The 23,613-nt window shown below is 63.3% G+C and carries 15 protein-coding genes and 2 pseudogenes; 10 read left to right on the top strand and 7 right to left on the bottom strand.

Features of this window, described 5'->3' with window-relative positions:
• Window positions 1-147: 147 nt before the first annotated feature.
• Complete coding sequence (locus KHY18_RS02590) at window positions 148-597, top strand: Fur family transcriptional regulator (RefSeq protein WP_213293965.1); 450 nt, start codon at window positions 148-150, stop codon at window positions 595-597.
• Here the strand turns inward: KHY18_RS02590 and KHY18_RS02585 are convergent.
• From KHY18_RS02585 to KHY18_RS02570, 4 genes are read right to left on the bottom strand one after another with little or no spacing between them, the layout of a single operon-like run.
• Entirely contained in the window at window positions 569-1,648 is a 1,080-nt protein-coding gene (locus KHY18_RS02585; protein ID WP_213293963.1) for a FecCD family ABC transporter permease, read from the bottom strand. The two genes, KHY18_RS02590 and KHY18_RS02585, sit on opposite strands and share 29 nt — an antisense overlap.
• Window positions 1,645-2,895, bottom strand: a complete 1,251-nt coding sequence (locus KHY18_RS02580) for an ABC transporter substrate-binding protein (protein WP_213293961.1) — start codon at window positions 2,893-2,895, stop codon at window positions 1,645-1,647. The genes KHY18_RS02585 and KHY18_RS02580 overlap by 4 nt, the downstream gene beginning before the upstream one ends.
• A complete protein-coding gene (locus tag KHY18_RS02575; protein WP_213293959.1) occupies window positions 2,892-3,878 on the bottom strand; it encodes an ABC transporter ATP-binding protein in 987 nt (328 codons plus the stop codon). The genes KHY18_RS02580 and KHY18_RS02575 overlap by 4 nt, the downstream gene beginning before the upstream one ends.
• The gene (locus tag KHY18_RS02570) at window positions 3,875-5,920 is read right to left on the bottom strand and encodes a TonB-dependent siderophore receptor (RefSeq protein WP_213293957.1); all 2,046 of its coding nucleotides are present in this window, start codon (window positions 5,918-5,920) and stop codon (window positions 3,875-3,877) included. Before KHY18_RS02570 ends, KHY18_RS02575 begins: the two co-directional genes overlap by 4 nt.
• 395 nt (window positions 5,921-6,315) lie before the next feature.
• Here KHY18_RS02570 and KHY18_RS02565 point away from each other — a divergent pair, with 395 nt between their 5' ends.
• Window positions 6,316-7,527 (top strand): acetyltransferase domain-containing protein, encoded by a 1,212-nt coding sequence (locus KHY18_RS02565; protein WP_213293954.1) that lies wholly within the window; start codon window positions 6,316-6,318, stop codon window positions 7,525-7,527.
• Between the two features lie 96 nt (window positions 7,528-7,623).
• Here KHY18_RS02565 and KHY18_RS02560 read toward each other — a convergent pair whose 3' ends face one another.
• Complete coding sequence (locus tag KHY18_RS02560; RefSeq protein ID WP_213293950.1) at window positions 7,624-8,229, bottom strand: glutathione S-transferase family protein; 606 nt, start codon at window positions 8,227-8,229, stop codon at window positions 7,624-7,626.
• A 71-nt stretch (window positions 8,230-8,300) separates the two neighbouring features.
• Here KHY18_RS02560 and KHY18_RS02555 point away from each other — a divergent pair, with 71 nt between their 5' ends.
• The 7 genes from KHY18_RS02555 (at window position 8,301) to KHY18_RS02525 (ending at window position 13,309) form a co-directional block, all read left to right on the top strand.
• Window positions 8,301-9,011: a helix-turn-helix transcriptional regulator gene (locus tag KHY18_RS02555; protein WP_213293948.1), complete on the top strand. Its 711-nt coding sequence runs from the start codon at window positions 8,301-8,303 to the stop codon at window positions 9,009-9,011.
• Window positions 9,012-9,167: 156 nt separating this feature from the next.
• Window positions 9,168-9,578 (top strand): DUF6152 family protein, encoded by a 411-nt coding sequence (locus tag KHY18_RS02550; RefSeq protein WP_249728857.1) that lies wholly within the window; start codon window positions 9,168-9,170, stop codon window positions 9,576-9,578.
• A 5-nt stretch (window positions 9,579-9,583) separates the two neighbouring features.
• Entirely contained in the window at window positions 9,584-10,057 is a 474-nt protein-coding gene (locus KHY18_RS02545) for a DUF6644 family protein (protein WP_213293946.1), read from the top strand.
• Between the two features lie 441 nt (window positions 10,058-10,498).
• Window positions 10,499-10,912, top strand: a complete 414-nt coding sequence (locus KHY18_RS02540; RefSeq protein ID WP_213293944.1) for a surface-adhesin E family protein — start codon at window positions 10,499-10,501, stop codon at window positions 10,910-10,912.
• Between the two features lie 239 nt (window positions 10,913-11,151).
• The gene (locus tag KHY18_RS02535) at window positions 11,152-11,556 is read left to right on the top strand and encodes a hypothetical protein (RefSeq protein WP_213293942.1); all 405 of its coding nucleotides are present in this window, start codon (window positions 11,152-11,154) and stop codon (window positions 11,554-11,556) included.
• Window positions 11,541-11,999, top strand: coding sequence for a helix-turn-helix domain-containing protein (locus tag KHY18_RS02530; RefSeq protein WP_213293940.1), 459 nt, complete (start codon window positions 11,541-11,543; stop codon window positions 11,997-11,999). The genes KHY18_RS02535 and KHY18_RS02530 overlap by 16 nt, the downstream gene beginning before the upstream one ends.
• Window positions 11,999-13,309 carry a type II toxin-antitoxin system HipA family toxin gene (locus KHY18_RS02525; RefSeq protein ID WP_213293937.1) on the top strand — a complete coding sequence of 437 codons (1,311 nt, stop codon included), beginning with the start codon at window positions 11,999-12,001 and terminating at the stop codon, window positions 13,307-13,309. The genes KHY18_RS02530 and KHY18_RS02525 overlap by 1 nt, the downstream gene beginning before the upstream one ends.
• 106 nt (window positions 13,310-13,415) lie before the next feature.
• Here KHY18_RS02525 and KHY18_RS02520 read toward each other — a convergent pair.
• Window positions 13,416-13,589, bottom strand: a pseudogene (locus tag KHY18_RS02520) (phosphoenolpyruvate carboxylase); the annotation flags it as partial.
• A gap of 393 nt (window positions 13,590-13,982) precedes the next feature.
• Entirely contained in the window at window positions 13,983-21,710 is a 7,728-nt protein-coding gene (locus KHY18_RS02515) for an ExeM/NucH family extracellular endonuclease (RefSeq protein ID WP_213293935.1), read from the bottom strand.
• A gap of 614 nt (window positions 21,711-22,324) precedes the next feature.
• Here KHY18_RS02515 and KHY18_RS02510 point away from each other — a divergent pair.
• Window positions 22,325-23,408, top strand: a pseudogene (locus KHY18_RS02510) (IS3 family transposase).
• Window positions 23,409-23,613: the final 205 nt, after the last annotated feature.

The following is a 23,613-nucleotide window of genomic DNA, read 5'->3' as shown; positions in this document are numbered from 1 at the left end:
GGTCAATGCATGGACGCCCACCTTGAGCGTGCGGCAACTGCGCGTTGGCCGAGCAAGCCGATCTGCTTTGGGCCCCATGCGACATTCAGGCATGGAAGTTCCGATGAACATGCAGGCGCTGCGCCAAAGACCAACGACAATCGACCCATGGAAAATGTCGATTCAACGCCGGGCGACCTGCAGCGCCGAAGCAGCCGCCAACGCAATGCGGTCCAGCACGTCATCGAGCATGCGCAGCAGCCGCTGCTGCCCCCGGAGATCCTCGCTCATGCCCAGGCGATTCTTCCCACGCTGGGCATTGCCACTGTCTATCGCAACTTGAAGATCCTGCTCGATGCCGGCGATGTGAAGGCTGTCGAGCTGCCCGGCGAGCCCACGCGCTATGAAAGCGCCCACCGCGGCCACCACCACCACTTCCACTGCAACCGCTGCCAGAAGGTCTTTCCCATACCGGGTTGCCCGCCCCATCTGGACCAGTTCGCTCCCAAGGGATACGAAGTCTCGCACCACGAACTCACGCTGTACGGCACCTGCGCCCAGTGCGTGCGCGCCGCGCGCGCCAGGCCGTCTAATCCTGCGCAAGCCGGGAACGTTTGAGCAGCACCCACAGCGCGATCGGTGCGCCGATGAGGCCGATCACCGCGTTCAAGTGGAAGACATGGCGCTCCCACGGCAGATGCACGACCAGGTCCGCAGCCAGGCCGAGCGCGGCGCCGATCAGTATCGCTGCGGGCAAAAGAACGCGGTGGTCGGCGCTGCGGAAGATTCCGCGCGCCACCTGCGCTGCAACCAGACCCAGGAAGGCCACCGGCCCGCAGAACGCCGACACGATGCCGCTGAGCCAGGCCGTCAACAGCAGCGTGAGGTTCTTCACGCGGTGCACGCGCATTCCCAGCGAAGCCGCATAGCGCTCGCCCAGCAGCAGACCGTTCAACGGCTTGATCAACGCAGTCGATGCGAACAGGCCCAAGACCACGCCCGGAATCAGCAGCATCAATTGCTGGTGCGTCGCTCCCGCGAAGCTGGCGTCGTCCCATACCTTGAACGCGCGCGCCTGTGTCTCGTCGATGAAGTGCATCAGCACGCTGATGAGGCCGACTGCCAGGTATCCCAGCATCAATCCAACGATCAGCAGCGATACGGCATTCACGCGCCGGGAGAGTGCGGCGAGCAACGCCAGCACCGCCGCCGAGCCGACGACGGAGGCAAATGCCATACCGACATCGCCTAGGAGCCCGTAACGCAGCAAGAAGGCGTTGCCTACGACGCCGGCCAACGTGACCAGCAGCGCACTTCCCAGGCGTGCGCCGTGCACTATGCCAAGGACGAAAGGATCGGCCAGCGGATTGCGAAACAGGGTCTGGAGCATCAGCCCGGCCGCGCCCAGGGCAGCGCCGGAAAATGCGGCGTTCAGTGCGCGCGGCAAGCGGAAATGCAGCACGATGTTGTTCCACGCGGGGTTGCGCGCCTCGGCGCCAGCCAAGATTTCAACGATGGCGCTCAACGGGATCGTGACCGCGCCTATCGTGAGCTCAAGGCCCACGAGGACCAACAACAAGCTGCCCAAGCCGATGTAGCGCAGCGCAGCCCGGGAGGGGCCCGGTGCGGGCGCTGCGTCGGCCTGGCCGAGGTGATGAATGGTGCTCATGGGAGTTGTCGGATGAATCCGTGGGAGTCCACGGGAGGAAGCAGGGGCGTCAATTCAGGGTGTAGGGCGCGCACGGCCTCCTGCAAAAACACCTGCGGCCGGGTCATGCCCACCTCATTCGATGGAAACTGCCACGCCCCGGCATAGCCGCGGTCCCACGCGAACACCGCACCTTCGCGCGCTGCCCGAAACCAGCCATTGAGCGCGTTGCGCGAGATCAAGTCTTCGACAGAGGCAGATCCCGGTGCTGCGCCCAGCCATACAGGAGCGTCGACGCCGCGCGCGTAGATGGCTTCGAAAGGGGCCAGCACGAAACTCCCAGCATGTCTGTCGTGTGCAATGGGGCGGCCGCCGGCGTCGGCAATCAGCCTGGCACGCTGGTTGGCCCCGCCAAAGATCTCGAAACTGTCACGCCCGGCTGCGAAGCCCCCCATGACCAAAGGACGATAGGGAGCCGTCGAGGCAATGGCTGCGATGTGCGCGTAGCGCGCCTCGATGCGATCGAAGAGCGCCTGGCCAGCGCTCTCTCTGTTCGTCATCAACGCGAGCAATTTGAGCCATTCCGCACGGCCCAGGGGGTGCGGCTCGTGGTGGTCGGCCTGCGGTATGGCGCGCACGCCAAGGGCCTGGAGCTGCGGATGCATGTTCGCCTCGGGATAGGCCGAGTAAAAGGTCAGGAACACCTCCGGCGCGATGGCGATGATGCCTTCGATGGAGCCGTGGGCATCGCCCCCCACCTCGTGCACCAGGCCTTGCGCAACCCTTGCCTGTATCGATGGCACCGAGATCGAGCGCAGGCTTTGCGTTCCCGCGAGTCGATCGACCAAGCCCAGTTCGTCGAGCGCGCCATGGATGGACGTGTTGCCGGTGACGATACTGCGCACAGGAACCTGCACCACGACCGTGTGCGCGTCGTGTTCGGGCACTGGCGTGCCACATTGGACGAAGAGGAATTCCTGCGTCTGCGCCGGGTTGACCGCAGGGCGAAAGTGCAGCCGCTTGTAGTTGGGACCGTAGGCCACCGAAAGCTGCGTGGAGCGGGTGAACTGGAGCTTCTGGGGAAAGTAGTCGGTGGCTGGCGAGGGGTCCTGGACACAGCTGTCGTCCAGATTCCTGACTGGGGTTTTACCGGCCGCCAGCAGCGGCCATTCGATGCGCGCAGCCGGTGAGATCGGCTGGCAAGCAGAAATTGCCAACGCTGCGAAGACGGCTGCGGCCGCAGCGGCAGGCGTGCGTGGCGCCATCATGCGGCCTTGCCCGCGCCATGGCGCAAGGCGTGCACCAACGCCGCCAGGGTCGGAAAATGCCGGGGCGGCGCATCGCCGCGGTAAACAAACCCGCCCTCGTCGGCATGAACGCTGTGGGGCGCCGAATCGTCGACCCCGTACCCTGCGCGCGCCAGCGCCCGCCGCGCCCACGCCACAGGGGCGCCTTGACCGGTGAGTTGCATCGATTGCACGGCGCTGGCGGCCAGGCGCATTTCACCCGAAAGCGCATCGAAGACCAGCCCGTCTGCCGCGAAGGCGGTCGCGAGTTGCCCGCCCAGGGCCAGGTCTTCTGGCGCCCCCTGGTGAAGCTGTCGGTCGGCGTCGATCAACCAGATCGTGTCGGCACATCGCAGCGCGAGATCGAGGTCGTGCGTGGACAGCAGAACGGCGATGTTGCGTGTTCGGGCCAGCTGCACCAGCAGCTGAAAGATCTCCACGCGTCGTGGAAGATCAAGGAAAGCGGTCGCCTCGTCGAGCACGAGCACCTGCGGCTCCTGCGCCAAGGCACGCGCGATCATGATCTTCTGCCGCTCGCCATCCGACATTTCCGCCACCAGGCGATCGGCCAGGCCGAGCGCGCCGGACTGCTCAAGTGCCAGATCGACCGCGGCCAGGTCCGTCGTGCCCAGGCGCCCGTGCCACCCGACATGCGGGTAGCGCCCGAGGGCTGCCAGTTCACGACCTCGCATCTGCAGGCTGGCGACGCGGTCGGTGAGGACCACGGCGAGACGACGCGCCCTATCCGTGGGGTCGAGCGCAGCCAACGGCGCGCCATCGATCCTCAGCGCTCCAGACAATGGCGGCTGCACGCCGCACAGGGTACGGATGAGCGTCGACTTGCCCGCACCGTTGGCGCCGATGAGGCAGACGAATTCGCCGGCAGCCAGGGTGAGGTCGACCGGCCCGAGCAGTTTGTGGACGCCGTATCCGGTCGACAGAGCGCCCGCCGTCAAGCCCGTCACAGCGTCATGCCGAACGTCGCGGTCACCTTGCGCGGCGCACCGGGGTAGGTCGGCACAAAGCTGCCGCCGGAGTCGTAGTACCGCTTGTCGGTGAGGTTCTGGACGTTCAGTTGCACCCGGTAGCGCTGCGCATGACCAAAACGGTAGCTCAGGTTGGCATCCCAGCGTGTGTAGGCCGGCAAAACGAAGCTGTTGGCGTTGTTCGCCTGCCGCTCTCCGACGTGGTGCACTCCTGCGCCTATGCTCAGGCCGGCCGCACTGCCACGGAAGTCGTAGGTTGTCCAAAGGCTGGCATTGCGGCGCGGCGCATTGGCCAAGGTCTTGCCGACCAGGGACGCATCCGTGTCTTCGCTGACCGTGGCTTCGAGCGCTGTATAGCTCGCGATCAGACGCCATTGCGGGGTCAGGCTCAAAGGAAGATCGAGCTCCCACCCGCGGCTGCGCTGTTCGCCGACCTGGATGACGTAGTTCGGATCCGCGGGGTCGCTGACGATACCGTTGGTTCTTCGGATGTCGAAGACCGCGAGCGTCGGCTCGAGTCGACCTTCGAGCAAGCTCAGTTTGCTGCCGATCTCGGTCTGCTTGCCGCGGGAAGGCCGTGGCAACTGCCCGTCGGACAGCATGCCGGAAAATGGCTCGGTCAGAAACGATCGCGCGTGGCTCGCGTAGATCGAGACGGCCGGCACGGGGGTCCAGGTCAGACCGATGCGCGGAGAGACAGCAGCGTCGCTGCGATCTATCGAACCTGTCACCGGCAGGTACTCGGCACGTGCCTTGCTCTTGACATGGTCGTAGCGCGCCCCGACCAGCAGCCGCCACTGCGGCGACAGCGTCATTTCGTCCTGGGCGTAAAGCCCCAGGCTGCGCCCCTTGTAGCGTGAGGAATCGTAGTGACTGAGCGGGCCGGCAGGCGCGCCGTGGACCGGGTTGTAAAGACTCAGCGGCAGGTTGGTCGGAAAGCCGAACGCCCCTAAGTTGGCATTGCCAGTGAAATCCCAGTCGTCGAAGCTGTAGTCCGCGCCCAAAAGCACGCGGTGGCGAAGGCCCCCCATGTCCCAGGCGCCCGCGACCTCGGCCACGGCGCTGTAGTCGGTTTGGTCATCGAAGTTGCGCTGCTTGCGCCGATTGACGATAGGGTCGGCGCCAGCGGCGCCGGACAGCGCCGGAAATCCGAACGCGTAAAACGTGGCATCAGTCTTGGCTCTGGATGCCTGGAGACCGCCGTGAAAGCTCCATCGGTCGTTGAATCGATGGGCGATGGTGACGGATGCGGCAGTGCTCTCGTTGACAAAGCGCGCATCGCGCTCGCCATAGCTGGTCGAGATCGGAACGTCGAGAAACAGCGGGCTGTTGCCGAATCCACGATCGAATGCGCCTTTCTTGCGCAGCAGCTCCAGTTCCGCCGTGAGCGTGGTTTGCGGGGAAAGCTTCCATTGGAAAACCGGCGCCAGAAACTGGGTGTTGCTGTCAACGAAGTCGCGAAAGCTCCCCTGGTCCTCCCAGGCGGCGTTCAGTCGGTAGCTCAAGGTGTCGCTGATGGGGCCGGTGGAATCGACGGTGGCACGGCGAAAGTCGTCACTGCCCGCGCTCAGCTCGAACCGCGTCATCGCCTTGGGTAGCGGCTTCTTGGTCACCAGGTTGACCACGCCGCCAGGCTCGAAGCGCCCATACAGCGCGGATGCCGGTCCCTTGAGTACCTCGATCTGCTCGATGTTGGCCAGTTCGTCGACGGGAGCGAAGACGCTGCGGCGAAAGCCATTCTTCAAGTTCGACGATGTGGCAAAGCCACGCAATCGGAAGCGATCGTTGCTGCCCCCCCAGCCCACTTGCGGCGTGAGGCCAGGCACCGTGCGAACCGCCTCCCCGAAGGTGGTCACGCCGCGATCCTCTATCAGTTCGCGCGTCACCGTCTGGAAGGAAAACGGCGTTTCCTTGAGGGCCGTGTCGCTCTTGTTGGCGGTCGGCGCGACAGTCGATCGGTAGGCGCGCTCGCGCGTCTCGGTGATCGTCACTTCGGACAAGCTGCCTTGGGCTTCATCCATGCCTGGCTGAGTTTGGGCCATGGATACCGAGGAGGCCACGGCCGCGCAGGCAAAGGCAGTGTGACGGAGGACGGGCATTGTCATGGAGTAGGGCGTGCGCCTGGTTGAAGCGATGAAATCTGCGCTGGTGAACCAGCATGTAGGGCAGGTGAGATGCCGGCGAGTTTACGATAATGATAAATCGTTATCAACTTTAAATTTGCGACACTCACCTGCTGACCATGACGCGGCACACGACGTGCTTGTGCTGTGGTTGGCACTCCACCAACGCCACAAGCTTCCATCAATACGTTGCATCTGCAGGGCGGTAGGCGGATTGCGGAGCTGCACTTTGCCGTTGAAGACGCCCTGCCTAGCTATACTATTGATAATCAATTATCAAAATGGTGAAATCTATGTCAAGACCCCAGACGGCGGCGAGCGCCGACAATGCTCCGGGCGCAGTCACGCTACCCGCGCCGACCGCCTCCACCCGCCTCGGCGCGATCGATTCCCTGCGCGGTCTCGTGATTGTGTTCATGCTGCTCGACCATGTGCGCGAGACCTTCTTCCTGCATCGCCAGGTGCCCGACCCGATGGTCGTGGCCGAGACTCCGCCCGATCTGTTCTTCAGCCGCCTGCTGGCGCACCTGTGCGCGCCTATCTTCGTGTTCCTCACCGGCCTGTCGGCCTTTCTCTACGGCAGCCGTTACGGCGATGCGGGCCGGGCCGCCGCCTCGGCCTTCCTGTTCAAGCGCGGGCTCTTCCTGGTGCTGCTGGAAGTCACCGTCATCAACTTCGCCTGGACCTTCCAGTTCCCGCCGGCCAAGGTGTTCCTGCAGGTGATCTGGGTGATCGGCCTGTCGATGATCGCGCTGGCCGCGCTGCTGTGGCTGCCGCGCCGCGCGCTGATCGCTCTGGGTGTGGTGCTGGTGGCGGGCCACAACCTGCTCGACGGGCTGCACTTTCCGGTGGGCCATGCGATGTACGTGCCCTGGGCCGTGTTGCATGACCGCGGCTGGATCGAGGTGTCCGAATCGCTGCGACTGCGCACTTCCTACCCGTTGCTGCCGTGGATCGGCGTGATCGCTCTGGGCTATGCCGCCGGGCCGTGGTTCGCGCCGGGCGTGGCTGCAGCGCAGCGCCAGCGCCGGCTGCTGGGCTGGGGTCTGGGCCTCATCGCCGGCTTCATGGTGCTGCGCGCCTTGAACTTCTATGGCGACAAGCCCTGGGTCAGCGGCGAGACGGGACTGCAGACGCTGATGGGCTTCGTCAACATCACCAAGTATCCGCCTTCGCTCTTCTTTATTGCGCTCACCCTGGGCATCGGTCTGTTGATGCTGCGCGCCTTCGACCGCCGTCCCGGCGCGCCATGGCTGCGAGCGCTGGCCGTGTTCGGCGCGGCACCGATGTTCTTCTATGTTTTCCACCTGTACGTGCTCAAATTCCTCTACCTGGGTGCCGAAGCGATCTGGGGCCACAACCACGGCGAGTACTTTGGCTTCGACGGCATGGGCGGCGTGTGGCTGTGCACGCTGGTGCTGGCTGTGGCGCTGTACCCCGTGGTCAAGGCCTTCGCCGCCTTCAAGGCGCGGCGCAGGGATCTGGCATGGCTCAAGTACCTCTGAGCCGCGCGGCGCCCGCGCCGCTGGCGCTGGCCTGCGGCTAAGCGAATTGCTTGGTGGACCGTTATTGAGACAGCCGCATGATTGCGGCCACGCGGCTCAGGCCGCGGCCAGCATCTGGCTGTCGAAATCGCGCGCAAAGGCCGCGCCGGGGCGGGCCATGCAGCGCTCGACCCAGGCGTCGATCACCGGGTCGCCGGGTTTGCCCATCCAGGCATAGGCTGAGTGCAGCAGCAGGTCGGCAGCCGTGAAGCGCTCGCCCAGCAGGTAGTCGCGGCCCTGCAGCGCCTGGCGCAGCCGGGCCTGCGCCTCCTGCTTGCCGCGGAAATTGCGCTCCAGCAGCGGATGCTGCACGCCGGCAAATTCCAGTATCAGTACCGGCTCGAGCACGCCCGCATACCAGGCAAACCAGCTCAGATAGGCGCCGCGCTGCGCATCGCCGGGCGGGATGCTCAGGCCGGCGTCGGCAAAGCGGTCTGCAAGGTACTGGATGATGGCGGCCGACTCCCAGATCTGTACCTCGCCATCGAGCAGCAGCGGTACCTTGCCGTCCGGGTGCGGATTGCGCGGGTCGCGCGCGCCCGAGCCGTCCATGCGCTCGATGGCTACGATCTCGAGGCGGACCTGTTCGAGCGCGCCCAGCTCGTGCAGCAGCGCCAGCACGCGGGTCGCACGGCTGCGCGGGGAGTAGATGAGTTTCAGCATGGTGATTTCCTTGAAGCGGTGGATGAAGCTGCTAATCTAGCCGCCCCTCCTGCCAATTCCTGTCAGCTGCCATGTCGCGTCCCGATCGATTGTTCCGCCTGCTGCAGGCCCTGCGTGTGCTGCCCGCGCCCGTCACCGCCGCGCGTCTGGCCGAGGAGATGGGCGTCTCGGTGCGCTCCATCTACCGCGACATCGACAGCCTGCGCGCGGCCGGCGCCGAGATTGGCGGCGAGCGTGGCTTCGGTTATTGCCTGGTCGAAGACGGTACGCTGGCGCCGCAGATGTTCAGCCGCATCGAGATCGAGGCGCTGGTGCTGGGCCTGGCCGATGTGCGCCGCAGCGGCGACCCGGAACTGGCCCAGGCGGCGGCGTCGGTGCTGGCCAAGGTTGCGGCTACTTTGCCGCAGGTGCGCCAGCAGCAGGTGCTGCATGCGGTCTCGCAGGTCTATAGGCCGCAACAGCGCTACCCGGACGTGCCCTGCCTGCCGCTGCTGCGCGAGGCCTGCTGGCGCGAGGAGGCGCTGGTGATTGCCTATTGCGACAAGGACGGCCAAGCCAGCGACCGCACCATCTGGCCGCTGGCCGTGGTCTATCTCGAGCAACAGCTGATGCTGCTGTCCTGGTGCTGCCTGCGCGAGGACTTCCGCATGTTCCGCCCCGACCGCATCCAGGCCGCAGCGCCCACGGGAGCGAGCTTTCGGCCCAAGCGCGTGGGGCTGCTGCGCGACTATATCGCCAGCATGGCGGCGAGCGCGCAAGGGCAGCCAGCCCCCACTGCCTGACTGCAGACGACGCAAGATGCCTACAGTTCGTCGGTAAACTCGCCGGCGATAAGATGTGTCCCTGGCCGTGGGTGTCAAAGGCCGGCGCAGGCCACTTGGCACGTGGGCAAGCAGCAGGCAGTGCGCAGCAACGTTTTCAGCCGACAAGGAGAAATCATGCTTCATTTCCGCTCTTTATCCCGCAGGAACCTGATCACGCAATCCACCCGTATTCTGTCCGCGGGGGCCTTGGTGCTGACCGCCGATTTCGCGCTGGCCCACCATGGCTGGTCCTGGGCGCAAAGCGAGCAGATGACGCTGGAGGGCCGCATCACGCAAATTTCCATGGCGCCCCCGCATCCCGCGCTGGTCGTCGAAGCGGCCGACGGCGGGCGCTGGCAGGTCGATCTGGGCAATCCGGCCCAGACCGAACGCTCAGGCTTCAAGGCGTCCAGCGCCAAGCTGGGCGACGCCATCACCGTGCGCGGCAACCGCGACCTCGATGCGCAAAAGCGCCACATGAAGGCGGTGCGCATCACGATCGACGGCAAGAACTACGACATGTATCCCGAGCGGCTGCGGGACTGAGCTCCATGGACGCGGTGCTGGACGCCCTCGCGGCCTGGCCTGGAGCGCTGTGGCTGCAGGGTTCGGGCACGGCCTATCTTTTCCTCAATGCGGCCCATATCCTGGGCCTGGGTCTGCTGCTCGGCGCCATCGTGCCGCTGGATCTGCGGCTCGCGGGGCTGTGGCGCCAGCTGCCTTTGCAGGTGCTGCTGCCCTTTTCAAGCCGCGCCGCCGCCGCCGGGCTGGCCCTCGCCCTCGCCACGGGGCTGTGGCTCTTCACGGTGCGCCCGCACGAGTATCTGGACAACACGGCGTTCCAGTTCAAATTGGGCCTGCTGCTGCTGGCCTTGACCAATATCGCCTGGCAGCATGGCAGCCCGGCACTGACCCGCAGCCTTCGCGACGGCACGCTCTCCACCGGGCTGCGTTTGCGCGCCGCCGCCTCGATACTGCTGTGGTGCGGGGTGTTGCTGGCCGGGCGCTGGATCGGGTTTCTCTAGGCTGGCGCGCGTTCCATGTCCCGATTGGGGAGCTGCCCTATGCAATGATGCGCCTCGCTGTTGCATGTGCCCAGCCAGGTGCTGCCGCAGGGTTTGCGCCAACTGCATGAGTGCTTGCGGCCGTGCGGGCTACCGTTCATTTCCAACCCGTGCGGGGCAGGGCAGGAAGGCAGGCTATGTCAGTCGGCAATAGACACCGGACGCGACTTTGCAGGGCAAGCCCGAAGTCAGGAAGCTGGGCTATGCCGAAACACAGGACACTGCCGCTTGCCGAATTGAAGTTATGGCAGGATGCGGTGAGCCCGCATCAGGCCAGGTTGCGACCCAAGTCTCCAGGGCCGATCACGGGAATTGAGGCAGCGCAGTGGCCCTTCACATCCGGTTTTTGGCTGGCATGCGAGGTGAGCGAGGATAATTCAAGAACAACTTTCGCTGTCATTAATGTCTCGCACACTCGCAACGCTGCTGTTGGCAACCCTCTGCTCTACTTCCTGGGCCCAAGAGTGGCTCACCGTCTATGGTGATCCTCTTCAGCCGGAGGCTGACAGGATCGAGATCCGCCTGGCCTCGCTTTCCCGCGCCGATCAGCTGGCGGTCGAGGTGCGGGTGTCGCGCAGCACGGTTCGAAACGCCTATGGCGGCGGCAAGTACCGCTCACACCATTCCCTCGCCGTGATCGATTGCGACAACCAGGCGGGCTGGTACACACAGATGAAGTTCTACTCACTTCCCGCCTGGAAAGGAGCGGTGTCAATGAGCCGCACTTTTGCGCCAGGAAGCGCGCCTGTCGCGTTCAAGGACATCCCAGGCGAGGCGGAACGCCTGGTCCGAGCCGCCTGCAAGCTCAGGAAGTAGAGGGCTTCGCATCGAGTCTTTGCTCGGAATGCGCGTAAAGCCTTTTCCTTCACGGCGGTCAAGAATAGCGCCGGCAGCTGATGAGATCCTGTGGCCCGTGGCCGCATGGGCAAGCAGCCTTGACCACCGCTGGCAAGGCCCATGGATCGACATCAGGGCGATGCAGCGCGCAGGCAGCTCAGAGTAAAAGGGGACCTTATCGTTACTTATGTGCGTCCCAGGTCTGCAACTGGGCGGAAATGACGGAGGCAGCGCGGCAGGATGTGCTCCCAGCGCGCGGCGCAGTCACCTATTTCGCCCTGCGCAGTGCCAGCCTTGATGCCCTGCATCGCAAACTGCGGGTGCGTTGCACGTTTGAAGGGCTGCGCTTTCACGCTTTTCACGCCACATCACTCACGTTGCTCGGCAAGATGGTGGATCCAATGATGCTGACTCGCATCAGTTGGCCTGCCAACCTTGCTGAGCTTATCACCAGCTGCTATCAAGATCCTCCGAGGTCATCGTGCACGCTGGTAATATCATCTAAATGTGATATTTTAAAAAAATCTTCTAAAAGTTATAAATTCAAAAAATCACCCTTAGATGATTTTTGTGATAAATTACCTATAAGTTGTTTTTTGGGGCTGAGATGGACTTTGTTCTGACATTTCCTGAGCAGTTGGGGCTGCACCTCAAGTCATTGCGCAAAGCGGCAGGTCTCAACCAGGTTGAGTTGGCCACCTTGCTTGGCGTATCCCAATCGCGTATCGCTGCCATTGAAAAAGACCCTGCCGCAGTGAGTCTTGGGCAATTTATGGCGATTCTGAAACTGCTACGTGCGGAGCTAGTCATCAGACAAGAGCATCCTGCGCGAAATCATCATTCGGTTGCTGCAGAGGCTGCGAACGGGCAAGGTCTGACTGCGCTCATAGCCCCCGGCCAGGCCTCGTCCAAGCCTTCGCGCCTGACTCCCGAACAAGTGGTCCGGAATGCCAGGGGTCTGAAAGCTGCAGAGATCGCCAAAACGCAAGTTCAAAAAACTTCAACATTGAGGCCTCAAGACCTGCCAGTCGACTGGAAAAACAAAAAACCAAAAGGTAGCTGGTAATGCCTGCACTCGACATCTGGATGAACGGTGAGCGGGTGGGGCGTTGGGAAGTTTCTCGAACAGGAACGCACAAGCTTTCATACGACGCCGAATGGCTGGCCAGCTCTCGTTCGCGGCCTTTATCGCTATCCCTGCCATTTACCCCTGACTTGCAAGTTTCAGGGCAGGTGGTTGAAAATTTTTTCGATAACCTGCTGCCTGACAATGTCGACATACGCAAACGCATTCATCAGCGTTTCGGCGTACGTGGCGGGGACGCATTTTCTTTGCTGCAAGCCATTGGCCGTGACTGTGTGGGTGCGGTGCAGCTCATGCCAGAGGGCGAGCAGCCTACGGGCTTCGACCAAGTGCGGTGTAAGCCACTGGACGAAGAAAATATTGCAGAACACTTGGCCAGCCTGGGAAATTCTTTTGGCAACCTTGAAGATGACGCAGATTTCCGTTTGTCGATCGCCGGCGCACAAGAGAAAACAGCGCTTTTGAGCGTTGACGGACAGTGGTTTTTGCCTTTGGACGCCACACCGACCACGCACATACTCAAACCTCAGATTGGCATGGTGCCAAGGTCTGGTCTTGACTTTACCCAGTCCGTGCAGAACGAGTGGCTGTGCAATCAGCTGCTGGCTGCGATGGGCTTCCCTGTGGCTAACAGCACGATCGCAACATTCGGCCCGCACACGGTGCTGTGTGTTGAACGATTCGATCGCGCCTGGAACCCTGCAGGATGGATTGCACGACTCCCGCAAGAAGACTTATGCCAAGCAAAAGGAGTTGCGGGTCGCAAAAAATATGAAGCCGATGGCGGGCCGGGCATTGTCGACTGCCTGCAAGTTCTGGCGGGCAGTCAAGAGTCGGCTGCAGACAGCGCTCGTTTTGTGATGGCACAGCTGGCATTTTGGCTGCTGGCCGCCATTGATGGACATGCAAAAAATTTCTCTATCTTTATCCAACCTGGTGGAGCCTATCAACTCACACCGCTGTATGACGTGCTGTCGGCATGGCCGGTTATTGGCCATGGGCACGGAAAGATAGAACGGCAAAAAGCCAAGATGGCCATGGCCATGCCAGGCGAGAAAAGCAGGCACTATCATTTGCAGAACATACAGCGCCGTCACTGGAAAACATTGGCTGATTTCACCCGCATTGCCGGGCTTTGGGAAGCCATGCTTGCAATGGTTGAAGGACTGCAAGCTTCCATAGAAATGGTGAATGCCAACTTGCACCCCAGCGTGCAACCGGATTTAGCTGCGGCCATATTCGACGGAGCCCGAGGTCAAGCACGAAAGTTCCTGGAGAGCCCAGATACCTGATTGATGGATGCCATGGAAAAAGCATCTGGCAACCGGCTTTCAGGCACGGGTCGCTGCCCAACGCAAGCATCGCCCGATGCATTGCCGGCGTATCTGCGCAGCTTGTTCAACCCGTATTGCGAAGTCCGGCTGCAATCCCGTTGATCGATATATGGATGCCAGTTTGCACGCGGTCATCGTCCTGGCCCGCGCGCCAGCGGCGCACCAGTTCTACCTGCAGATGGTGCAGCCGGTCGATATAGGGGAAGCTGTGACCTATCGAGCGCGCAAGCGCTGCATTGACCAGTTGAATCCACAGTCGAGAGATGCCGTTCGGTACGAGTCGCTAGAGATAACGAGTGCGTTATCGTCACTAAAGTGATTGTCTGACCGGCGCAAATCCGCTGATCGATCACATACTTTTTTAACAATGGCAGACTGCAGCATCCACTCCTGATATCTATTTTTCGGTGACGGGAAACTAAGGCCAACATCTGCAGGCGCCATGTCACCGGGAGTAGAGTGTTTCTCAGCTGCATCGACTCACGAGGCTGGCGGCACTTCAAGCACTGCGCGGATGGTGCTGACTGCAATGCTGCATTGCGACCCCACGGTTTTCACAAAACAAAGTTTGCAGATAGAAGAGATCGTGACGCGGGCAGGCGTTGTCCACGCCTGCCCGGTTGTCTCACTATCAGGCAAACTCGATTCCCGTGGCCGCCAGGCCCACCAGATCGATGCGCGTGGTGTTGAGGTCCAGATTACTGGCCAGCACCGCCAGTTCGCCGCCCGTCACGCCCTGGGCCATCATGTCGACGAAGGGTTGCAGCTGGGCCGGCGTCGCGGCGCTGCCCACGACGTTGCTCCAGATCAGCTGAGTGACTTCAAGCGATGTCTTCGCGCCCAGCACTTGCAAGCCCAGTTGCGCCAGGCTTTGCGCGCTGACACCCGCATCCAGCGCGCGAATCACTTCACCCACCAGCGGCTGGTTGTCGAGCAAGGCCACACCGCCTACCGCGCCTATCAGCTTGGCGGCCTGGCCCGCATGGCCATCGAGGTCCAGCGCCAGCTGGGTGTCGCTGAACGTCAAGCGCTCCACGTTGACCAGCTCCAGCATCGCGCCATCGGTCATGCGCTGCAGCATGAAACCGTTGGCACTCGCCTCGATATGGGTTTCCGCCAGGGTGGCGGGGAAGAAGAGGGTGTCGGTTCCCGCGCCGCCGTCGACCGACCAGGCCAGGCCCAGCGTTGGCGTGATGGTGTTGTCGCCGGCATCGCCGACGAACGTGGTCTCGCGCACTGCATCGACGCGGATCGCGCCCGCGGCTTCCATTCCCTCGAGCAGCTGCTGCGCGCTCTTGCCTCCGGCTTGCTGCGGGAACACCTGGGCGAACAGGTCTGCTACCTGCAAGGCGCTCAAGCCGTCCAGCGTCTGTATCACCGCGCCTTCGGACTGCGTCAGATCGCGTCCCATCCATTGCTGGAACAGGAAGGCCGCGGCTTCTTCGGCCGCGCTGTGCGCCACGGTGAGGATGGGGCCCGTATCGAAGCGCACCTGCTCGACATCGACCAGCCAGTCGGAGACACCGCTGGCGATATGGGTCAGCTTGATGCCGGCGCCGTCCAGGGTGATCGAGTAGTCGTTGCGCTTGCCCTCCTGCAGCGCCACGTCGAAGCCCGTGCCGCCGTTGAGCTTGTCGTTGCCGCTGCCGCCCGACAGCAGGTCATTGCCCGCGCCGCCAAATACGATATCGTTACCCGCATCGCCGTAGATCTGATCGTCTCCGCCGCGGCTGCCCACGGTGTCGTTGCCGCCTCCGCCGTGGATGATGTCGTCATCGGCGCCGAGCACGATGTACTGGGCCGCGCCATCGCCTACGGCCGTGTTCTGTCCCGCGCCGCCAATGATGCGCACAGCGCCGACCACGGCGATGAAGTCGACGTTGTCGGCCTGGATGACGGTGCCCGAAGGCAGGCCGCTCGCGTCCACGATGATGGCTTCCTTGGCCGTCCCGCTGGCGGAGCCGCTGATGGTCAGATGCCCACTGGCGTTGGTGCTGACCGTGGGCTTGAGTACCTGCACGACGACCGTGTCCTGAGCGCCGAGCGACGCGAAGAAGGCACTGGCGTTGGCTGCCACCGTCGGCTCGACTGCGACGCTCGCCAGACGTTGGCTGAAATCGGCCTGCGCCGCTGCTCCGGCCTGCTGTGTGGTCAGGCCCTGGGCCGATAGGCCGATGCCGTTGGACAGGCCGACCGACAGCGCGGGTTGGCCGTCGGCACCATTGATCAGCGGCAACGCCGCCGGCGCACCGGTCACGCCCGAGACCGTGGGCACAGTCACCAGCACGCTGCCGTCCGGCTGGACCACCGAGGTCACCCGCACATTGCCGACCGTGACCGGTGCCGGAGCCGGCGGCTCGGTCACCGGAGGCGTGGTGGGGGGCGGGGTGGGCGTCGGAGGGGAGGGCGGCGACGGTGGCGAAGGCGGCTTGGTTCCCAGATTCAGCCCCACCAGGATAGGGTTGTGGTCGCTGGCGCGGTAGGCGTCGTCCGCATAGGTGTTGGACGGCTTGTTGAAGTCCGTGTTGTAGTCCAGCACGACCGGCTCTTCGGCATTGATGCCCCAATCGTAGACGCCTGCGATCTGGCCGCTCTTATCCAGCGCATCGCTGGCGAAGGCATGGTCGAGCGAGCCCCAGAGTCCGTCGAACGAGTACGAATAGCCGTGCGACACCTTGGCATAGCCGTCGCTGGTCAGGTCGCTGACCGCCTTCTCGCCGCTGTAGGCGTTGAAGTCGCCCACCATCAGCACGTCGGCATCGTCGGAGCCCGTGGGGTGGGTCGCCAACCAGGTCTTGAGCTGCTCCACGGCCCGCTCGCGCGCGATGGTGCTGCTGCCCTGGCCGTCACCGGCGTCCGTGCCTTGCGCCTGCGTGCCCGAGCCCTTGGACTTCAGGTGGTTCACCACCAGGGTGAACTTCTCTCCGTCCTCATTCGACGCGAAGGTCTGCGCCACCGGAATGCGGTTGCCGTAGGTCGTGCCGACGAAGGCATCGTAGACCGCGGTGTCCGGGGTGGCGGCAGCGCCCACCGGCGTGACCTTGCTGGAGCGGTAGATGATGGCCACCGTGATGGCATCGCTGCCGGTATCGGCCTGCTTGACGAAGGTGTAGTCGGCCGCCTCGCCCTGCGTGGTGGCCTCGGCATTGAGCGCGTCGATCAGCGTCTGAATGGCGCTCTTGCCTCCGTGGGTGGAAGCATCGCCAGCGACCGTCTCGAAGCCGTTGTTCTGGATCTCCATCAGGCCATACACGTCCGCATCGAGCCCGCGCAGCTTGGCGACGATCTTGTCGAGCTGGCGCTCGTACTCCGCCACATTGCTGGCACCGCGCGCCTCGATCGTGCCACCGCCGTTCGTGGGGAAGCTGGCCGTGCCCAGCGTGGTGAAGAAGTTCAGCACGTTCGCCGAGGCCACCTTGATCTCGGCGTTCTGGATGTCCGACGGAATATCGGCCGACGTGGGACGCGGGGCGCCCGTGAACACAGGCGTCTCGACCACCGGCTGGATACGGTAGCTGGTCTCGTGCGCAGCGGGCTGCGGATGCGCATTCGACGAACTGCTCGAATCGCTGCTTGCGGACCAGACGAACTGGTCGACGATGCCGACGATCTTGTCCGTGTGGTCGCCGGCACGCAGCGGATTGGCGGCTGTGAGCGGCTGGCCGTCACGACCCACCAGGCCGGTGGACGGGTTCTGGCCGCCGTTGCCGTCGTCCAGGATGATCTGGTCGAGCTTGAGCTGCGCGTTGTAGGTGTCGAGCCCCGCCTTGCTTGGCGCGTGGGTTTCGGTGTACTGCACCTGCAGTTCGTCCGAGGTCAGCACCGCCTGGCCATAACGGCCGTAGTTGTAGTTGTCGGTCACGACAAGCTGGCCGCCCTCGGTGGCCGAGCTGATCTCGACGATCATGCCTTCGACCGACTCCCAGTTCACCAGGCTGGCCACCGGCAGTTGGATCTGCACCGGCGCGGGCAACGGCTGCTTGCCGGCCACGGTGTCGACCGTGTAGGTGTAGGTGGCGGCGTCGTAGCTCAGTTGGGTCTGGCTCTTGAACTCGGAGACCTTGCCGCCGAGCGTGACCTTGTCGCCGACGCTGACCTGGGCCAGGCCATTGATGACGTTGGCGCCGTAATAGACAAAGATGCCCTCGGACGTGGCGCTGTCGGTGTCGTAGTCGGCAGCCATCGACTGGACATAGAAGCCATCGAGGCTCGGCGCCCAGCCAGTCACGATGCCCTGGATGACCACGTCGCTGTCCACCAGGGTCGACGCCTCGCCGCTGCCCTGGATGGCGCTGATCTTCGTGATATCGATACCGTCGTCGTTGCGGATCGTGCCCTGGGCCTTGCCATCACCGATGACCACGCTGCCGGCGCTGGGCGTGAGCAGCGTGACGGTGAAGTCCTCGGCATCCTCCTTGACCGTATCGGCAACCACATCGACGGTGATGGTCGCCGTCTTCTCACCTGCAGCAAAGCTGACGGAGCCTGTTGGCAGGATGCCACCAGCGAAATCATCTGCAGCTGCGGCACCGCTGCCGGAGCCCGCCACCGCCCAGCCCACCGTTTCGGCCGGCAGGTCGGCGCCTGCGCGCGTCACCGTGAAGGTGAATGCCGTGGTTGCGTTGCTGCCTTCGAGCTTGATGGCGTCGGCGGCAGCGATGGAGACGACGGGCGTGCTGTAGCTCTCGAGCTTGAAATCGTCGACACGCCACAGCGCGGCGCTCTTGTTCGCGGCGGAACCCGAGGACTGGTACTGGAACGCGAAGTGCACATTCGCTGCGCCAACATCCGACAGGTCGATCAGGCCCGACGGGGTTGCCGTGGCCGTGCTGGCGTGGGCGAAGGAAAGTTCGGTCCAGGTTGCCGCGGAGGGATTGCCCGTGCCGGTGTAGTCAACCGAGTAGAACAGCTTGAGCTGGTCATCGGAGCGGGGCAGTCCGCCATCGCTGTACTGCGTGGCCGTGGTGAAGCTCAGGAACTCCGTCGACGTGGCGTTCAGGTTGAACGCCTTAGAGATCAGCCAGTCGTCCGCCGGCACCGTGCTGTTGTAGCCGTTGATCTCAGCCACGCCGTTGTTCAGCCGCCAGTCGACATTCGAGGCGGTGTTCGCATCCTTGCTGAAGACCTTGAAATCGGCAAAGCCCGCGGCATCGTTGAACTGCTGGAGGTAGCTGGCTGGTGCGCCCGGGGGCGTTTCGGTCAGGCCGGGAGAGCCGATGTTGCCGCCAGCGTTGGCCTGCGCATAGGCGCCTTTATGGCCTACCTCTGCGGCCTTGTAGGTGGGCGTGGCGGTCGACAGGCCATCCCACACCAGGGACGTTCCATCGCTGCCGCCACCGACCGCTGCACCCGCATGGGCGCTTGCGGTGCCGATACCGGCGACCTGCGTCCCATCGCTGGCAGAGATGGAACCAGCGCCGTAGTTCACCGCCGCCACGACCTGGTGGTTGGCATCGAACACCACGACCGCGTCGCCCTTGCCCAGGCCGGCGGCCTTGACCGACACGACCTGGACTGACTCGGGCAGGTTGTTCCACTTCTCGCGGAACGTCGCGACGTTGTCGCCATCTGCCAGCACGATGAGCTTGGCGCCAGCCGCCAGCATCGTTCCATCGGGCAGCAGGGCGGCGGTCTGCTGCTTGGCAGCGCTGTCGATCACCTTCCAGCCGGTCAGATCGATCGTGGTCGTGCCGTAGTTGTAGAGCTCGAAGAAGTCGCCACCGGTGGCATTGGAGTTGATCTCGGTGATCAACACGGCGGGCTTGGGTACGGAGCCAGGGGAGCCGATGCTGGCCGCATTGCCGGCCTGCGCCTTGGCGCCATCGACCATGCTGACCGCTGCCGTATAGGTCGGATCGGTCACGGAGATTCCGTCCCAGACGGCAGATGCCCCGGTGCCAGCAGCGACCGATGCACCGGCGTGCCCGCCCTGGGACTGCGTGGCATCCGCTTGCTTCAACGGCGCCACCGCGAAACCTAGCTTCCCAGGATCCGTCGTTCCGTAGTTGATGCCGGCCACGCCCGCACCGCTGGCATCGAACAGCGCCACGCCTTCGTTCTGGCCCAGCCCCTTGTCACCCACAGCCACCACGTCAACGCTGGCATCCAGCCCCCAGGCAGACTTGAACTGGGTTACATCCGTGCCGCCGTTCTTGGTCAGCACCACCAGCTTGGCACCGGCCTTGATGACGGTATTGCCGAAGGTCGCCACCTTGCCGTCGTCATTGATGTTCTTCCAGGTCCAGTTGGCCAGGTCGATGTCACTGGCGCCGTAGTTGTACAGCTCGAAGTAGTCACCGCCAGCCGCGCTGGAGTTGATCTCGGTGATCAACAACGGAATCTGCGCCGTCGTGAAGTCCAGCGTCGTCGCATCGGCGATGCCACTCCAGCTGTTGCCGTAGTGGTCGACCACGGTGCCTGCATCGGCCTTGACGTAGTACCCCGTGTTGGCCTTCAAGGCGGCGGATGGATCGATGGTGACCGTGTTGTAGGCGACCGTGACCTGGCTGGAAACCGCCTCGATGGTCTCCACCGGGGTGACGTCGTTGCCCACCTGGTAGATGAAGAAGTTGCCCGAGCCGACCTTCACGCCCTCGTCGAAGCGCAGGACGATATTGCCCGAGGTCGATGCCGTGCCGGCGCCGTCCGCCGGGCTGCTGCCGGCCAGCACCGGGCCCGCGGCATCGGTGACTGCGCCGCTGATCTTCACCCAGTTACCCTGGAACTGCTGCAGCTCGTCGGCCAAGTCCTTCGATACCTGGGTTTGGCCGGGCCACACGGTATCGCCGTTGTCCTGAAGCAGTTGCACGTAGGTGGCGCCGTCGATGGTGACCACGTCGACGATGCTCTCGAAGCTGCCGCCGGTCCCATCGCGCAGGGCATCGAGCGTGGCGCCCTCGATGGCGAGCTCGACGAGTCCGGTGGCCTGGGTGCTGCCGTCGGTCGAGCCGTCCCAGGTGAACAGGCGGAAGTCGTTGGCCACTTCAGCGGTTGCCGCGCCGGCCGGGCCAGCGAGGATGTAGTAGATGCCATCGACCAGCTCGATGGAGCGGATGCCGCGCCCGCCCAGGTTGAGCTCCCAGGCCTCGCCAACCGTGGCGTCGTGGAGCGATCCATCCGTGCCTAGCTTCAGCTCGGCGACCAGCGCCTTGTCGCGCGTCACGGTACTGGTCTGTGGCGCACGCAAGCCCAGCAGCAGCGTGTTGGCATCGCCGGCCTTGGCGGTCAGGCCTTCGATGGAGAAGCCGGACACCTTCTCGGGCGCGCCGCCGCTGGCGCTGGACGACGCAGAGAAGCCAAAGCGGTTGCTGTTGGCCGCATCCCAGTCAACGAGCTTCTGCTCGAGGCTGGCGAGCGTGTCGATACCGGTGAACTCGGTCTCGGCGCCCGTTCCGGTGATGCGGACCGAGAAGATCTTCTCGCGGTTCGGATCGTCCGCGCCACTCTTGCTGTTGCTGCTGGAGCCGGTGAAGTAGTAGATGTCGCCGATGCGCGTGCCACCTTCGAGGTCGAGCTCGCCGCCGAAGCCGATGCCGGTGGCTGCGTCCTCATAGCTCCATTCCTTGACGGCATCGCCGCCGACGCGGTTGTACACGCGCAGCACGTTGGCCTCGTCATCACCGACGACCATCCAGTTGGCATCGAGCGCGATGGCGGTGGAGGCGTCGGAGCCCTGGCCGTGGGGCTTGAAGGTCTGGGTGCTGTTGGCAACGCCGGGGGCGGCGAAGTCGATCCACAGGCCCGCCTGCGTGGCATGGGCGACGGCCGCAGCCGAACCGCCCGTGAAGGCGGTATCGGCGAAGGTCACCGTGAAGCTGGCGTCATCGTCATGGGCGTTTGCAGAAACCGTGCCTGTCACGCGCAGTTCGGCCGTCGTGGCGCTGGTGCGCACGACGGTGCCGACAAGGCCAGTCGGAAGGTTGCTGACTGTGGCGTCGAGTACGTCACCATCGTTGCCAGTGAAAGTGTCGAGACTGAGTGCGATGCGGATAGCTTCGCCTGTGGCGATCGTGCCGTCGAAAGCTGCAGACTCGTTGAGTGAACCCGAGTACGCGAGCTCAGGGCCGCTCGGGCCTGCCAGCGTGGCAGTAAGGCTGAAGTCGTCGATGGCAAGGCCGTGATCGCTTCCGGCATCATCCTTCTCAACCCAACGTATCCAGAAAGTCTGACCGATGGCCCAATCGAGAGCCAGGGTGCCACCTACACCCATCACCCGCCCGGCGGCGTTGCCATCGAGTAGGTTGCTGCCAGACGAAGCGGTAGTGGCATGTACGGGGGACGTCCAGTCAAACGAGCTGCCCGGCGTGATCCAATCGTCGACATCAGAGAAAGTGGCGCCGAAACCATATTGCAGCTTCATCGTTTGCGCTGCTTGGGTCGGATTACCCCCGTCACGCCACTGCTCGCCATTGAAGGTAATAGCTACACTTCCAATCTTGGTTCCGGTGTCGTTTGTCGCAGAAAAAGCGATGTATCCGACTTCACTTCCAGCGACAGGCGAACTAGTACCGTCGCCCCAGGCATTCTTGTTGGTAGATGCCACGCTACCTAGTGCACGATCCGCTGCGTCCTTCGAACCGAAGCTGAAGTAGCCGCCACTGTTGGAACTACCATCGGCGACCGAATACGTAATGGGTTGAGTAGCCGTAGCCATTGACCTGAACAGACTCCAGCCGGTGATGGTGCTGTCATTCATCCATGCTCCAGCGGTGGTGAGCAAATCAAAGTTCTGGCTGTAAGACAGAGAAGAGGAAGTAAGGCTGATTGACACGCTGGACCCTCGCTATTCAGATGGAGTGACCGGTCGTCCAACGGGAGGCCTGATGGCGGCAACCGAAGTTCGGTCCGGAAAGCTCACGAGCGTAAGGAGGGAGTGTGAAAATATGACTACAAATTGGTTACACGCGCGAATGAATCGCCCCGGGTTTTCTAGACACCTCTGAGCCTCAAACCTGAGGGCCAATAGGAGGTGTCATGACTAAACAGAGATACGCAGAAGAGTTCAAGACCCAAGCAGATCACCGAACGAGGCCACAAGGTGGCCGACGTATCGGCCAGGCTCGGCGTGAGCCAGCACAGCCTGTATCAATGGATCAAGGTCAGGCAGATGTCGCCTGACCAGCGCCAAGCACAGGGCTCGCAAGCTGACGAGATGCGCCCATTGAAGGCCGAGCTCAAGCCAAGCAGTCCGGGTGAAGTACGCATTTATCGAGCGGCATGAACACGAGCACAGCGTGCGCAGCATGTGCAAGGTCATGACGGTGCACCCCAGCTGCTGCTACGCTTGGAAGGCCGATCCGATGAGCCCACGTGCCCAGGACGATCAACGGCTGCTGGGCCTGCTCAAGTACGCGTGGCTGGAGAGCGGCGGCGTGTACGGCTACCGCAAGCTCACGCTGGACATGCACGATCTGGGCAAGATCTGCGGCAAGCACCGCGTGGCCCGATTGCCAACCTCGAAGGACTGCGCTCGCAGACCGGCTATCGCCGTCGCCCTGGCATGCGTGGTGGCAAGCCTGCGGTCGTCGCGCCCAACCACCTGCAGCGCCAGTGCACCGTGGCTGAGCCCAATCAATCCTGGGTGACCGATATCACCTACATCCGCACCCATGAGGGCTGGCTGTACCTGGCCGTGTTGGTCGATCTGTTCTCGCGTCAGGTGGTCGGCTGGTCCAGCATCGATACCAGCCTGGTACTTGATGCACTGATGCTGGCCTTGTGGCGTCGTCGACCTAAGCCGCCAGTCGTGGTGCATTCGGATCAGGGCAGTCAGTTCACTGGGCATGACTGGCAGGACTTCCTACGCGACCACAAGCTGATCTCCAGCATGAGCCGTCGCGGCAACTGCTACGACAACGCCGTGGCCGAGAGCTTCTTCCAGTTGCTCAAGCGCGAACGCATCCGCCGCCAGATCTATTCGACGCGCATCGATGCCAAGACTGATGTCTTCAACTACATCGAGATGTTCTATAACCCAAAGCGGCGCCACGTCAATGCCGGAGATACTTCTCCGGTAGAGTTCGAACGACGCCATTCCCAACTGCTCAAAAGTGTCTAGGAAATTCGGGGCGATTCAGCGCCGCATTTATTACGATAGGCGACAAGATTATTTTGAGAACCAACGCCGTTCCGTGCCTGCTTCTGTTTCAGCTGATTTCCTGTTGCCCTTGCCCGTTCTGGTGGTTGAAGACGAGCCCCTGTTGCAAGATCGCCGAGGTGCGTTGCTTACCGGGCTGGGTTACACCGGCGCAGACAATGGTGTT

It is taken from the genome of Acidovorax sp. CCYZU-2555 (genome assembly GCF_018413525.1).
Classification (GTDB): domain Bacteria; phylum Pseudomonadota; class Gammaproteobacteria; order Burkholderiales; family Burkholderiaceae_C; genus Comamonas.
The sequence above is the reverse complement of the archived record's forward strand: the minus strand, read 5'-3'. Positions and strand labels throughout refer to the sequence as shown.